The sequence below is a fragment of the Rhodoplanes sp. Z2-YC6860 genome, from assembly GCF_001579845.1.
Taxonomy (GTDB): domain Bacteria; phylum Pseudomonadota; class Alphaproteobacteria; order Rhizobiales; family Xanthobacteraceae; genus Z2-YC6860.
The window spans coordinates 8,142,259-8,154,966 of record NZ_CP007440.1 but is presented as its reverse complement, the minus strand read 5'-3'; the positions used below and the strand labels follow the sequence as shown (position 1 = coordinate 8,154,966).

Sequence of the window (12,708 nt, the reverse complement as noted above, 5' to 3'; positions counted from 1 at the left end):
AGGCCCGGGCCGACATCGCCCGCAGACGAAAGCGCTGGCGATCCTGGCAGGCCGGTCTCGATCCACGGCGTTTGGTCTCATCGACGAAACCTGGATCAAGACCAGCATGGCCCCACTGCGCGGATGGGGACGCAAGGGCGATCGCCTGCGAGCTTACGCGCCGCATGGTCATTGGCGGACGCTGACCTTCCTCGGCGCGCTCCGCCACGACGGCCTCACAGCCCCTTGCGTGTTCGATGGCCCGATCAACGGCGAGTGCTTCCGAGCCTATGTCCAGCAGCAACTCGTTCCCGCACTGAAGGCCGGCGATATTGTCGTCATGGACAACCTCGGAAGCCACAAGGCTGCCGTGCTGCGACAGATCATAAGAGCAGCCGGAGCCAGGCTCTGGTACCTGCCGCCCTACTCGCCGGACCTCAATCCGATCGAGCAGGCCTTCGCCAAGATCAAACATTGGATGCGCATGGCTCAAAGGCGCACCATCGACGATGTCTGGCGCCAAATCGGCAGCCTCGTCACAACCATAGGCCCCCGCGAATGCAGCAACTACTTCGCAAACGCCGGATACGCTTCCGTCAAATTGTGAACCGCTCTAGCGCGTCGCGGCGCTGTCGAAACCTGCGCAGGCGTCATTCCGGGGCGCGGCCGCAGGCCGCGAACCCGGAATCCAGACAAACCGGGATCGTCCGCTTAACCGGATTCCGGGTCGCTGCTTCGCAGCGTCCGGAATGACAGTGGAGAGAGTTACGGCTGCCCCGCGATCTTGCGCGCCTCTCCGGTCAGCTCAAGGATGTGCATGCCTGTGTTGGCGCGGTCCACGACGTAGACATAGCCGCGATCGTCGGTGTCCACGTTGTTGCTCTGGATCGCGATCTTGCAGCGGTCCTTGCCGTCGACCTTGATGCAGCGCTTGTCGGTGGCTTCCGTGATCGACGGAATGAAGTAGCCGATCTCCTTCGGCGCGTACGGATTGCGGATGTCGATCGCACGGATCCCGGCGTTGAAGTAGGTGACGAACGCCACCTTCTTGTAGAACACCGGCGCAGTGCTTTCGCTCGCTGAATGCGAGCCGAACCGGCCGCCGCGGTCGCAGAAGTGGCCGCTCGCCTCCGGCACCTGGAAGTTCGATACGACCATTGGCCGCGATTCGATGGTGACGTCGGCGAACCAAACCATCTGCCGAGGTTCCTGGCATTCGTTGCGGATCTGCTCGTCGACGATCATGACGAAGTCGCGCAGCTTGGCCTCGGAGTCCTTGGCGAACTCCGGCACCGCGACCTGCATCAGCGGTATGGTGCTGTGCGCGCCGTTCGTCGGCATCATGTCGAGCTGGCCGACGACCGGCGCGCGCAGGTTCTCCGGCGTCGGCTCCTTTGGCCCTTTGAGCAGCTTCTCGCGGTCAACGATCTGCAGCACGCCGCCCTTGTTGGTGCCGTAGCCGAAGTAGACGCGGTTGCCCTGCGGGCCGGTCGAGATCATGCCGTGCAGCTCGGTCGGCACCGTGCCGCTGGTGCCGGGCTCCTGGCCGACCAGGCCGAAGTCGCGGATCTTCACCGGGTGCGCCGGGTCGCTGAGATCGAACACTTCGGTCATGCGCCGCGTGCGCCAGCTCGGCACGCCGGACACGAGATAAGCAATGCCGGTGTCGCACTCCCAGAAGCTCTTATGGGTGTCCTTCAGGTCCCAGCTCGGCCGGGAAACGAGCTTCGGATGCGAGGGATCGGCGACGTTCCAGATCTCATGACCCTGGCCGCCGAAGGTGCGCAGAAGATACACCGCGTTGGGATCGCCCTTGGGCAAGGTCTTGCCGTCGCAGACGCTCGTCATCTGGCCGCCGCCTGCTTCGTAGTTGCCCTCCTGTCCCGGCAGATGGAACAGATACTTCGGTTTCGACGGATCGGTGACGTCGATGATCGAGGTGCCGTTGAATTCGGCCTGGCCGGTGAGCGGGTTCATCGGCTTCGGCACGTCGGGTGTGCCGCCATGATGGCCGATATAGGCGATGTAGCGGTCGCCCTGCTTGTGAACGGTCGGCTGATAGGCGCTACGCGCCTGGAGGTCGTTCCAACCGACGAGGCGCATATCCTTCGCTTCCGGTGGATCGCCCACCTTGGGCGAAGACTGCGCGGATGCCGAAACGGCGAGTGCGGTTGAAATCAAAACGGTGGATGCAAGCAGCGCAGCCAAGCGTGCGCCGCGAATGAAGCGAGACATCGTGACCTCCCAGTGCCAGTCGCTGTGGTTGTGATTGCCGCGTCTCTGCGGACACTTGTACGAGTGAAATCATAGTCCCAGGTCCACCGGCCGGAAAGCCACTTGACCGCAAGTGTGCCCGGCCGTTGGAACACAATGCAGACGTGCTAGAACGGCGCCGGACATTTTTCATCAAAGGGCACGATCATGAATTGGACCGAGCGGCGCGAACGGTTGCGCGCCATCGTCGAAGGCCAGCGATGCATCTTCCCAGCCTCGGTGTATGACGGCATCTCGGCAAGGATCGCGGCGGATGTCGGCTTCGAGGCGATGATGTTCGCGGGTTCGGTCGGTTCGTTCAGCGTGATCGCGGCACCCGATCTTTGCGTGCTGACGCTGACCGAATTCGTGCAGCAGGCCTATCGCATCAATCGTGCGGGCTCGTTGCCGCTCTGCGTCGATGCCGATCACGGCTACGGCAATGCGCTGAGCGTCAAGCGGACTGTCGAGGAGCTCGAGAACGCGGGCATATCCGCGCTGACTATCGAGGATACGTTGCTACCGGTGCCGTTCGGCGGCGACGATGCGCAACTTATCTCCATCGAAGAAGGCGTCGGCAAGATGCGCGCGGCGCTCGCCGGCCGGCAGGATCCGCGGCTCGTGATCTGCGGGCGCACCAGCGCCATCGCGATCACCGGCGTCGAGGACACCATCGCGCGGCTGAAGGCTTATGAAGCCGCCGGCGTCGACATGCTGTTCGTTGCAGGTCTGAAGAACCGCGAGCAGCTCGATGCGTTGGCCTCGGCGGTGAAGAAGCCGCTGTTCCTCGGCAGTGTGCCCGAGGACATGATGGACCTCGACTATCTTTCGGCGCGCAACGTGCGGGTCTGCCTGCAAGGCCACCATCAATTCTGGGCCGGTGTGCAGGGCGTCTACAACACGCTGAAGGCGCTGCGCGAGGGCACCAAGCCATCGAAATTGCCGAATGTCGCCTCGGCGGACTTGCAGAAGAAGCTTCTGCGCCAGGCGGACTATGCCCAGTGGTCCAAAGACTTCCTGAACAACTAAATTTCCTGAAAACGAAATAGGGAGTGACACGATGCGTGCCTATCAACTGCCGAAGGGTGGCGCTGGCATCGACGCGCTGACCAAGGTCGATCGCCCGCAGCCCAAGCCAGGCCATCGTCAGGTGCTGGTGAAGGTCGCGGCCTGCTCGCTCAATTTTCGCGACCTGGGCATCGTGCGTGGCACTTATCGCGTGCCGGTGCCAGACAACATCGTGCCGCTCTCGGACGGCGCCGGCGAGGTGGTCGAGGTCGGCTCCGATGTGAGGCGTGTGAAGGTCGGCGACAAGGTCGCGGGCTGCTTCTTCCAGCGCTGGCCCGGCGGCGAATCGCCGCCCGATGCACACGCCACCGCGCTTGGCGGCGGCATCGACGGCATGCTCGCCGAATACGTCGTGCTGGAGGAGGACGGCGTCGTGAAATTCCCGGCGCATCTGTCGCTGGAAGAGGCTTCGACGCTACCGTGTGCCGCCGTCACGGTCTGGCACGCCATGATGGAGCACGCCAAGCTGATCGCGGGGCAGACCGTGCTGCTGCAGGGCACCGGCGGCGTTTCCGTGTTCGGCCTGCAGCTCGCGCATGCCATGGGCATGCAGTCGGTCATCACCTCGTCGAGCGACGCCAAGCTCGCCAAGGCCAAGGCGCTCGGCGCCAGCCACGCGATCAACTACAAGACCACGCCGGATTGGGAGAAATCCGCGATGGAATTCACCCAAGGCCGCGGCGTCGATCACGTCGTCGAGGTCGGCGGCCAGGGCACGCTGTCGCGCTCGTTCGGTGCGCTCAAGATCGGCGGCAGGATCAGCATGATCGGCAACCTGAGTGGCGCTGCGACCGAGCTCAACCCCGGCCTGATCATGGGGCGCCGCGCCAACATCCAGGGCATCTCGGTCGGCTCGACGCAGATGTTCGAAGCGCTCGACCGCGCGGTCGCGGCGAACAAGATCAAGCCGGTGATCGACAGGGTGTTCGGCTTCGACGAGGTGAAAGCGGCCTACAACCACATGGCGGCCGGCGCGCACTTCGGCAAGATCGTGATCCGCGTGTGAGGGCGGTCAGCCGCGATCGAGCAGCTTGCGCACCGTGCTGACGGTGAGCGCGATGACGCCGATCCATATGATGACCGCGCCAAGTCCGAACACCGTGCGGCCGACGAGGTCGCCGGTGGTCTGCATGGCGAGCGGCGACGACACTGCGAAGGCGTGCGGGCCGGAGCCGATCGCGACCCAGGTGCCGATGGTGGCGAACGCGCCCAACACGCCGATGCCGAACGTCTGGTAGGACAGCTTGATCCAGCCCGGCGAGGCTTCGGGCCGGGTGGTCTGATTGTCAGTCATTCCGGTCCGCGCCCGGATGAAGCAGAGCAGGCCCGCGAACAGGAAGGCTATGCCCGCAGCGAATATCAGGAAGGAGGGGCCGTCGACGTCCGGCATCGGCAGTACGCCGATTGAGCCGAGCATGAAGTAAAGCCCCGCGAGCGACAGCGCGAGGCCGAGGCCCGCAACCTCGTGCGGCGAAGCCTCTCGGTGCGACAGAATCGCCGGCTGGTCCTGAACGCTCATGCACGCCCTCACGCGACTGCGTCACGCGAGTGTGCCGGGTCGAGGTTTCCAATCCGTTGCGGGGCAGGTCGTCCGTTGGCCTAGGTCGTAGGCTCGTGAGCGTGGAGCCGTGGCCGGATTGAAGCGAGCTGGACCATGGCGGGGAAATTGGCGGCGAGCTTGTCGAAGCGGGTGGCGACGCGGCGGAAGCGTTCGCAACGACGCAGTCAGGCGCTTGGCCGCTCCGATGTAGCGAGCACTACAATCCCGATGATCTCGCCGCCCAAGCCTTGGTGGCCTGGCAGCTTTCCATCGCTCGGGCGTAGGCAGGGCGTGCCGTCGTGCGGGCGAGATAGTCCCGCTCGGTAGAACCGGGAACGTAGTTGCCAGTTCGCAGGCCGAGCAGGAGAGCGTAGCTCACCGAGATATCGGCAGCAGTGAATCGGTCGCCGGCGAGATAGGGGCAATCCGCGAGGCGGCGGAGAACCAACCCCAGCCGGCTCTCGAAAGTCTCGAGTGCCCAGCAGGTAACCCGGGCATTTCGCTCGGCTTCGGGCGCCAGTTGGCGGCCGATCAAGACGGCGTTCATCGGCCCGGCAAGCCCGGCCTCGCCCAAGTGGAGAAATTGCAGATAGGAAGCGAAGGCGGGGTCGTCCGGGGCGACGGCAAGCGAACCTGAGTCGTGGCGGGCAAGCAGGTACTGAAGAATCGCGATCGATTCGACCATGATGGTCTCGCCGTCCTGCAGGGCGGGAATGAAGCCGGCGGGATTGATCGCGAGGAAATCGCGATCCTTCTCGGCTGCCAGCAGATCGACCGGGCGCAGCCGATAAGCCAAGCCCAATTCCTCAAGCAGCCAAACAACACGGAAGCCACGACCTTCGCCATAGACGGTGAGCATGGTTAAGCGTTCCTGGATGGGTAAGCCGGTCGCGCAATGGACTATCGATGGCGTATAATGCGCTCAAAGCTTGGCGCATATTCGTCATCCTACGGCGCGAGCCCTGCCCACTTTGTGGGGTCACAACCTAGTCCCAGCCGCCGCTGACGCGCTCGACCGGATTGGCGATGCGGCCGTCGGCGCGCTTCAGCGCCGAAATCCGCTTCATCTCGTCGTCACTGAGCGTGAAATCGAACACCTTGAAATTGTCGGCGATGCGCTGCGGATTGGAGGAGCGCGGGATTGCGCCGACGCCCTGCTGCATCAGCCAGCGCAGCGCGATCTGGGCAATACTCTTGCCGCGCGACTGCGCGATTTCGTTGAGCGTCGGATCGTTGAACAGCCGGCCGCGGCCGAGCGGGCAATAGGCGACGAAGGCCATGCCGCGCTGGCGCAATGCGGCCAGAATTTTCGACTGGTCGAGATAGGGATGATACTCGGCCTGCAGACACACCAGTGGCTCGGGGCAGAGCTTGATGGCCTGATCGAGCAGCGTGATGTTGAAGTTGGCGACGCCGACATGTCGCGCCTTGCCCTGCTGCTTCGCCTTGGCCAGCGCCGGCATGGTCTCGGCGAGCGGAATCTCCGGATTGGGCCAATGCACCAGCAGGAGATCGACATAGTCGGTGCCGAGCGCCTTGAGGCTCGCGTCGACCGACTGGGTGAAATCAGCCGCGTGCAGGTTCTCGTGCGACACCTTGGTGGTGAGGAAAATGTCTTTCCTGGGCACACCCGACGCCCGCATGCCTTCGCCGACGACCCGCTCGGTGCCGTACTTGCGCGCGGCGTCGATGTGGCGGTAGCCGGCTTTGAGCGCCGCGACCATCTCGCTCGCCGCCATGCTGCCGGTCATCGGCGAGGTGCCGAAGCCGAGCGCCGGAATTTGCGCGCCGTGCGCGGTCAGCATCAAAGGTTCAGAGGCAGTGGTCAGCATGGGGCTTTTCCGGCCGTTTCTTGAGTGGATCGGCGACCCTACCACGGCGTCGCAGGTGGCGGCACCGCTTGTGATCGGGGCGCCTAACAGGCAAGCTCGGGGATCGGAATGTGCCGAAACCAATGGAACGACGTCGGATGCGGATCGCACTCGTCTTCGCTGCCTTGTTGGCCTCTACGCCGGTTTTCGCTGTGCCGACAGCGCAAGTGGCCAAGGAATGTTCCGCGGCGGCTTACAAGGCTTACCCGTATCAGCGCCCAGGCATGAAGGGCACCGGTAGCGAGCGCACTCAGTTCTATCGGGACTGCATCGAAAAGCACAGCAACGCGAATCCGCCGCCGGAGGCCCAGCAGCAGTTGCCGCAGCCCGTACCAAAGCAGCAATGACACTGGTGCGTTCAGTGGTTGGCGGAGCTTCGGCCCGCGTTGGACGGGTGCCAAGCAACCGGCGGCCTATTTTGTGACCTGCGGCACGAGCCGCGCCACGATGTCGTTGATATTTTCAAAGGTCAGATCGGGCTTCATCGCGGCGAGCGTCTCTGCGGCTGAATAGCCCCAGGTCACGGCGGCGCAGGCGATGCCTGTTGAGCGCGCGGCTTCGACGTCGCGCACCTCGTCCCCGATCGCGATCGTTTGCGCGGTGGTGGCGCCTGCATGTCGCACGATCGATTTGAATTTCGCGGCCTTGCCGAACAGCGAGGCGCCACAGGCGAAGTGCGAGAACAAGACGGCGCTCGTGCCGAGCTGGCGTCGCGCGTTGTCTTCGCTGTCCGAGGTCACGAGCGCGAGCGTCAGGCCGGCTTCGTGCAGCCCACGCAGCATCGCGGGCGCGCCGGGAAAGAGCGACATGGTGCCGAGCTGTTCGCGCTTAAGCCCGCGCATATGTCGCGCGATCGCAGGCAACTTCCACAGCGGCACTTCGAGACGGCGCAGGATCTCGCGCGGACCCTCGCGCCGCATCGGTTCGATCTCGTGATCTGCGATCTCGCGGAAACCGTATTTGCGCGCGACGCCGTTCACGACGGAGAGAAACCACGACCGGCTGTCGACCAGCGTGCCGTCGAGATCGAAGATCACAAGTATGAAGGTCATGCGGAAGGCTGGCGCGCCCGAGAAGATTCGAACTTCTGACCTCTGCCTTCGGAGGGCAGCGCTCTATCCAGCTGAGCTACGGGCGCGTTCGGCCCTAGATAGCGGATGCGGGCTCAAGCGGCAATGGCGCCCGTTGCGGCCGGGGGGACGATCGTGTTGCACCGGCGGCGACGCCGCCGGCGGCGCGTTTCAGGCCTCTCGCAATCGTACGTTCCGGGCGCATTGTCAGTAACGCACCGTTAAATTATCCTGGTACTATCCTCCGGTCGTTTGACACAGGTAGGGCGCGCAGCCCGGTGAGCCGGCCCGCTTTTTTCATGCATCCGAGAGGCATTTTCCTCGGTTTGGGTTTGCTTCTCGCCGCGTTGGCGTCCGGCGCGGTCATTTTCAGTGGCGCCCGCGACAAACAGGCTGTCGCCAAGAGCTCCGATCGCCCGAACGCAGTGGCGGCGCTGGGCCGAATCGAGCCGGAGAGCGAAATCATCAATCTTGGTGCCGGCATGTCGCCCGATCGGGTCGAGACGCTGCTGGTCGCGCGTGGCGACGCGGTCCGGAAGGGTCAGGCGCTGGGATATCTCGGAGGCTATGCCGAGCAAATCACCCAGAAGGCCGTGCTGGAAGCGCAGCTCAAGGAGGCGACGCTTCGGCGTTCGACCGAACTGACGCTGAATCAGCAGAAGGTTCTGTCCGCCGAAACCCACAAACGGCAGATTCTCGAGGTGTCTCCGCTTCGGATCGCTTCGCAAGAGGCGACGATCGCGAGCCTGGACGCCAAGCTCGCCAACGACAAAGACATCCTCAACTCGCAAACGCAGCTCTACGACAAGGGCATCCAATCCCGCAGGCTGCGTGAGGATCAGCAGGCGCTGGTGACGCAGGGCGAGGCCAATGTGGCCTCGGCGCGCGCCCAGCTTGCGCAGCTCAAGCAGCAATTCGAGGTCGACAAGGTCGATGCTGACGTTCAGATCGATCTGGCGCGCGCCCAGCTTGAGCGCTCGGTGGCTGAATTTCCCATTGCCTCGCTCGAGGCTCAGGTCGCCAAGGCCGATGCTACGGCCCGGCGCATGACGCTGGTGGCGCCGGTTGACGGGCGCATCCTCAATATCAAGGTCAAGCCCGGCGAGGACGTCGGCACCGGCCCGATCCTGGTGATGGGCGACACTGACCGGATGCGTGCGGTGGCGGAGGTCTATGAGACCGATATCGGGCGCGTCAGCGTCGGCCAGACCGCAACGATCGCCAGCCGTGCGTTACAGCGCCCTCTCACGGGCAAGGTCGTTCGTATCGGCAACATGGTCTACAAGAACGATGTGCTCAACGTCGATCCCGCGGCGCGGGCCGATGCGCGGGTGGTCGAAGTCTGGATCGAGCTCGACGATGCAGGGCCGACCGTGCGGCTGACCAACCTCACGGTCGATGTCGTCATCAACACCACTGAAACGTCGCCGGCTGTCGCGCGCGCGGCGAGCCCGTGAAGCTTCGCGTTGCATGGCGGATGCTCGTGCACGAAAAGGGGCGCGCAGCGCTCGCCGTTGGCGGTGTGTTCGTCGCCATCCTGCTGATCTTCCTGCAGCTCGGGTTCTACCTGTCCGTGCCGCGCGGCGGATTGCTGTTCTACAACGCCATGCGCTTCGACCTTCTGCTGACGTCGAGCGCTTACGTCATCCAGGCGCAATCGAACGATTTTCCGCGGCGGCGGCTGTATCAGGCCCTGGCGGTGCCGGAGGTCGCGACGGCCGCGGCCGTTTATCATGACAGCGGGCTTTGGCTGAATGCCGAGACCGGAGTCCAGCGCGACGTCTTCGTCATCGCGTTCGATCCCAACAATCGCGTATTCGATGTGCCCGAGATCGAGCAGAAGGCCTCGGTCCTGAGACAGCAGGACACCATTCTGGTCGACGGTGCCTCGCGCCCCGAGCTTGGAGCCCTGCGGGTCGGCCGCCGCATCGAGATTGCCAAGCGCGCCGTGACGATCGGTGGCGTGTACCGGCTGGGCATCGGATTCGTCGGCCTCGGCGTGGTGCTGACCAGCGATCTGAATTTGATCCGCCTGTTTCCGAACCGGAATCTGGGTGACATCAATCTCGGCTTGCTGACGTTGCGTCCGGGTGCCGATCCTGATGCGGTCGCGGAGAAACTCCGACAGATTCTTCCGGAAGACACTGCCGTGTTGACGCGCAAGGAGCTCGCCGCGCGCGAAACCGATCACTGGATGACGCGCACATCGACCGGCCTGATCTTTGGTTTTGGCACCATCGTCGCGTTCATCGTCGGCCTGGTGATCCTCAATCAGACCCTCAGCACGCAGATCGCACGGCATCTGCCGCAATACGCCACGCTGAAGGCGATCGGCTACACCGACGCGGCGCTGGCCGGCATCGTCGTGACGCTCGCGATCCTGATCGCCACGCTCAGCTATCTGCCGGCGGCGCTGATCTCGACTGGAATTTATGCGCTGGTCAGCGCCTTCACGCCGCTGCCGGTTTCGCAGACGCCCTCGCGGCTGCTCACGGTGCTGGCCGTCACCTGGGTGATGTCGACGATCTCAGCGCTGATCGCCATCCGCGTGCTGCGCCGCGCCGATCCAGTGGAGCTGTTCTGACCATGGCCTGGAGCGGTGAGCGGACGGACTGGATCGGGCACCTGCATTCTCAATTGATGGTGCCGCGCACTCACGTGCCGCTCGCCTGGCGCAACATGCTGGCGGATCGCAGGCGGCTCATCCGGTCGGTCAGCGGCATCGGTTTTGCCGTGCTGCTGATGCTGCTGCAGCTCGGCTTCCGGGTCGCGTTCATCGACAGCTCGCTTGAGATTTTGCGCAACCTCGACGGTGATCTTTTCATCGTCAGTTCGACGAAATTCCGCTTCGGCCGGAAAGACCCGTTCCCGCGCCGTTATCTTTACGCCTCGCGAGGGGTCGAAGGTGTGCAGTCGGCACGCCCGATCTACGGCGAGTGGATGAACTCATTCTGGAAGAATCCGCAGACGAAGAAGACGCACATCATCCAGGTCCTGGCCTTCGATCCCGACCAGCCGGTGTTCCTGTTCCCTGAGGTCAAGCAGCATCTTGATGCGCTCAGGCGGCCCGACACGGCGCTGTTCGATACCCGCAGCCGCGACTTCGTCGGTCAGGCGGACGATGGAACGGTGAGCGAACTCGCTCGCCGGCGCATCCGCGTCGTCGGCACCTTTGCGCTCGGCCCGGATTTCATCACCGACGGCACCGTGATCACCAGCGACCGCACCTTCCTCGATCTGTTCTCGGCAAGCTCGAACAACGATGAGCTCACTGATGTCGAAATCGGCGTCGTCAAGGTGCGTCCAGGCTTCTCCATCGAGAAGGTCCAGGCGTCTTTGCGCGACGCCTTGCCGAAGGGCGTGGCGGTGCTGACCCGCGACCAGCTGTTCGCATTGGAAAAGAGATTCCAGAACGACGTTTCGCCGGTTGGGCCGATCTTCATGCTCGGCACGGCAATCGGTTTCGTTGTCGGTATGGTGATCTCCTATCAGATTCTCTACACCGACCTGTCCGATCAGATTCCGCAATACGCCACGCTGAAGGCGATGGGATATGAGAACTCGTACCTGGTCCGCGTCGTGCTCCAGCAGGCGTTCTTCTACGCCGTCGTTGGCTTCATTCCGGCCTGGCTCGCCGGCATCGCTCTTTTTCATGCGGCCGCCGAGGTGATGCTGGTGCCGATGCGGATGAGCCTGGCGATTGCGCTCGGCTGCTTCGTGTTGACGGTCGCGATGTGCATTCTGTCAGGTGTCTTCGCGGTCCGTCGCGTGATGGCCGCAAACCCGGCGGATCTGTTCTGATGGCTGCGAACGAACCAGCCGCCGCGGTGCGGGTCGAAGGCGTCAATCACTTCTTCGGCGAAGGCGACGCCCGCAATCAGGTGCTGTTCGACAACAATCTCGAGATTCCGTCAGGCCAGCTCATGATCCTGACCGGACCATCGGGCTCCGGAAAAACCACGCTGCTGACGTTGATCGGCGCGCTGCGTTCCGTGCAGTCCGGCCGCATCGAGGTTCTCGGTCACGATCTGTCCGGCCTGCACGGCAGCGACCTCGTCGCCAAGCGGCGCGACATCGGCTTCATCTTCCAGATGCACAATCTGTTCGATTCGCTGAGTGCCTTCGAAAACGTTCAGATGGCGATGCAGGTCGGAAGCTGTCCGCCCGCCGAGATGCGCCGCCACGGCACCGCGATCCTCGATCGCCTGGGCCTTGGCCATCGCATCGACCACAGGCCCAAGGCGTTGTCGGGCGGGCAGCGGCAGCGCGTTGCGGTTGCGCGGGCGCTGGTCAACAAGCCGAAGCTGATCCTCGCCGACGAGCCGACGGCCGCGCTCGATAAGGATTCCAGCCGGATTGTCGTCGACCTGCTCAAAGAGCTGACCACCCAGGAAGGCTGCGCCGTGATCATGGTTACGCACGATGTCCGGATCATCGAGCTTGCCGACCGCATCGTGAACATGGTCGACGGCGCGATCAGATCCGACGTGATCATGCGTGACGCTCTGATGATCTGCGAGTTTCTCCGCACGGTCGATCTGTTCAGGAACTTGACGCCGACGGAGATCACCAACATCGCCGAGAGGATGAAACGGCGGCGCTATCGCAAGGACGAGATCATCATCCGGGAAGGCGAGCCCGGCGAAGAGTTCTTCCTGACCGGCTCAGGCAGCATCGAGGTCCGGCGGCGGGGCGCAGGCAGCCACGATCGTCATGTGGCCACGCTCGGCGCCGGCCAGGTGTTCGGCGAGCACGCACTGATCGCCGACGAGCCACGCAACGCCACCTGCGTCGCCGGCACCGATGAGGTCGAGGTTTTCGTCCTGCGCAAGGACGATTTCCGACGGGCGCTGGAAGCGAGCGCGAGCTTCAAGGATCAGCTGCAGGCGATCTACTTCCAACGTCAATAGATGAGCGATCAGACCGG

General features: G+C 63.8%; 13 protein-coding genes, 1 tRNA gene and 1 pseudogene. 8 read left to right on the top strand and 7 right to left on the bottom strand.

What is annotated here, in order from left to right; genetic code table 11:
- Positions 1 to 34 precede the first annotated feature (34 nt).
- Positions 35 to 586 (top strand): IS630 family transposase, encoded by a 552-nt coding sequence (locus RHPLAN_RS40850; RefSeq protein WP_335341079.1) that lies wholly within the window; start codon positions 35 to 37, stop codon positions 584 to 586.
- 158 nt (positions 587 to 744) lie between these two features.
- Here the strand turns inward: RHPLAN_RS40850 and RHPLAN_RS37855 are convergent, their stop codons facing one another.
- Positions 745 to 2,214 (bottom strand): LVIVD repeat-containing protein, encoded by a 1,470-nt coding sequence (locus RHPLAN_RS37855; RefSeq protein ID WP_068030168.1) that lies wholly within the window; start codon positions 2,212 to 2,214, stop codon positions 745 to 747.
- 186 nt (positions 2,215 to 2,400) lie between these two features.
- Here RHPLAN_RS37855 and RHPLAN_RS37850 point away from each other — a divergent pair, with 186 nt between their 5' ends.
- Both RHPLAN_RS37850 and RHPLAN_RS37845 read left to right on the top strand, forming a co-directional pair.
- Positions 2,401 to 3,261: an isocitrate lyase/PEP mutase family protein gene (locus RHPLAN_RS37850; RefSeq protein ID WP_068030164.1), complete on the top strand. Its 861-nt coding sequence runs from the start codon at positions 2,401 to 2,403 to the stop codon at positions 3,259 to 3,261.
- A gap of 31 nt (positions 3,262 to 3,292) precedes the next feature.
- Positions 3,293 to 4,306, top strand: a complete 1,014-nt coding sequence (locus RHPLAN_RS37845; RefSeq protein ID WP_068030161.1) for a zinc-dependent alcohol dehydrogenase family protein — start codon at positions 3,293 to 3,295, stop codon at positions 4,304 to 4,306.
- A gap of 6 nt (positions 4,307 to 4,312) precedes the next feature.
- On the opposite strand, the gene RHPLAN_RS37840 is transcribed toward RHPLAN_RS37845, so the two are convergent.
- The 4 genes and pseudogenes from RHPLAN_RS37840 to RHPLAN_RS37830 form a co-directional block, all read right to left on the bottom strand.
- Positions 4,313 to 4,819, bottom strand: coding sequence for a hypothetical protein (locus tag RHPLAN_RS37840; protein ID WP_068030158.1), 507 nt, complete (start codon positions 4,817 to 4,819; stop codon positions 4,313 to 4,315).
- An 80-nt stretch (positions 4,820 to 4,899) separates the two neighbouring features.
- Positions 4,900 to 5,019, bottom strand: a pseudogene (locus tag RHPLAN_RS40345) (IS5/IS1182 family transposase); the annotation flags it as partial.
- 38 nt (positions 5,020 to 5,057) lie between these two features.
- Complete coding sequence (locus tag RHPLAN_RS37835; RefSeq protein ID WP_068030148.1) at positions 5,058 to 5,699, bottom strand: glutathione S-transferase family protein; 642 nt, start codon at positions 5,697 to 5,699, stop codon at positions 5,058 to 5,060.
- 127 nt (positions 5,700 to 5,826) lie between these two features.
- On the bottom strand, positions 5,827 to 6,672 hold the full coding sequence (locus tag RHPLAN_RS37830; RefSeq protein WP_068030146.1) for an aldo/keto reductase: 846 nt from the start codon (positions 6,670 to 6,672) through the stop codon (positions 5,827 to 5,829).
- 137 nt (positions 6,673 to 6,809) lie between these two features.
- Here RHPLAN_RS37830 and RHPLAN_RS37825 point away from each other — a divergent pair, with 137 nt between their 5' ends.
- Positions 6,810 to 7,058 carry a hypothetical protein gene (locus tag RHPLAN_RS37825; RefSeq protein WP_068030144.1) on the top strand — a complete coding sequence of 83 codons (249 nt, stop codon included), beginning with the start codon at positions 6,810 to 6,812 and terminating at the stop codon, positions 7,056 to 7,058.
- Positions 7,059 to 7,124: 66 nt separating this feature from the next.
- On the opposite strand, the gene RHPLAN_RS37820 is transcribed toward RHPLAN_RS37825, so the two are convergent.
- Complete coding sequence (locus tag RHPLAN_RS37820) at positions 7,125 to 7,763, bottom strand: HAD hydrolase-like protein (protein WP_068030141.1); 639 nt, start codon at positions 7,761 to 7,763, stop codon at positions 7,125 to 7,127.
- Between the two features lie 9 nt (positions 7,764 to 7,772).
- Positions 7,773 to 7,849, bottom strand: a tRNA-Arg gene (locus RHPLAN_RS37815).
- A gap of 258 nt (positions 7,850 to 8,107) precedes the next feature.
- Between RHPLAN_RS37815 and RHPLAN_RS37810 the strand changes: the two genes are divergently transcribed.
- Genes RHPLAN_RS37810 through RHPLAN_RS38895 form a run of 4 tightly spaced genes read left to right on the top strand, consistent with a single transcriptional unit; the run spans position 8,108 to position 12,691 of the window.
- The gene (locus RHPLAN_RS37810) at positions 8,108 to 9,238 is read left to right on the top strand and encodes an efflux RND transporter periplasmic adaptor subunit (RefSeq protein WP_198164653.1); all 1,131 of its coding nucleotides are present in this window, start codon (positions 8,108 to 8,110) and stop codon (positions 9,236 to 9,238) included.
- Positions 9,235 to 10,365 (top strand): ABC transporter permease DevC, encoded by a 1,131-nt coding sequence (gene devC / locus RHPLAN_RS37805; RefSeq protein ID WP_157100733.1) that lies wholly within the window; start codon positions 9,235 to 9,237, stop codon positions 10,363 to 10,365. Before RHPLAN_RS37810 ends, devC (RHPLAN_RS37805) begins: the two co-directional genes overlap by 4 nt.
- A 2-nt stretch (positions 10,366 to 10,367) precedes the next feature.
- A complete protein-coding gene (gene devC, locus RHPLAN_RS37800; protein ID WP_068030131.1) occupies positions 10,368 to 11,582 on the top strand; it encodes an ABC transporter permease DevC in 1,215 nt (404 codons plus the stop codon).
- Positions 11,582 to 12,691 (top strand): ATP-binding cassette domain-containing protein, encoded by a 1,110-nt coding sequence (locus RHPLAN_RS38895; protein ID WP_084246358.1) that lies wholly within the window; start codon positions 11,582 to 11,584, stop codon positions 12,689 to 12,691. Before devC (RHPLAN_RS37800) ends, RHPLAN_RS38895 begins: the two co-directional genes overlap by 1 nt.
- Positions 12,692 to 12,708 lie beyond the last annotated feature (17 nt).

Coding starts and splice junctions, on each gene's coding strand:
- RHPLAN_RS37825 (WP_068030144.1), top strand. CDS start 6,810: ATGCGGATCGCACTCGTCTTCGCTGCCTTGTTGGCCTCTACGCCGGTT.
- RHPLAN_RS37820 (WP_068030141.1), bottom strand. CDS start 7,763: ATGACCTTCATACTTGTGATCTTCGATCTCGACGGCACGCTGGTCGAC.
- RHPLAN_RS37845 (WP_068030161.1), top strand. CDS start 3,293: ATGCGTGCCTATCAACTGCCGAAGGGTGGCGCTGGCATCGACGCGCTG.
- RHPLAN_RS37855 (WP_068030168.1), bottom strand. CDS start 2,214: ATGTCTCGCTTCATTCGCGGCGCACGCTTGGCTGCGCTGCTTGCATCC.
- RHPLAN_RS37835 (WP_068030148.1), bottom strand. CDS start 5,699: ATGCTCACCGTCTATGGCGAAGGTCGTGGCTTCCGTGTTGTTTGGCTG.
- devC (WP_068030131.1), top strand. CDS start 10,368: ATGGCCTGGAGCGGTGAGCGGACGGACTGGATCGGGCACCTGCATTCT.
- RHPLAN_RS37840 (WP_068030158.1), bottom strand. CDS start 4,819: ATGAGCGTTCAGGACCAGCCGGCGATTCTGTCGCACCGAGAGGCTTCG.
- RHPLAN_RS37850 (WP_068030164.1), top strand. CDS start 2,401: ATGAATTGGACCGAGCGGCGCGAACGGTTGCGCGCCATCGTCGAAGGC.
- RHPLAN_RS37830 (WP_068030146.1), bottom strand. CDS start 6,672: ATGCTGACCACTGCCTCTGAACCTTTGATGCTGACCGCGCACGGCGCG.
- RHPLAN_RS38895 (WP_084246358.1), top strand. CDS start 11,582: ATGGCTGCGAACGAACCAGCCGCCGCGGTGCGGGTCGAAGGCGTCAAT.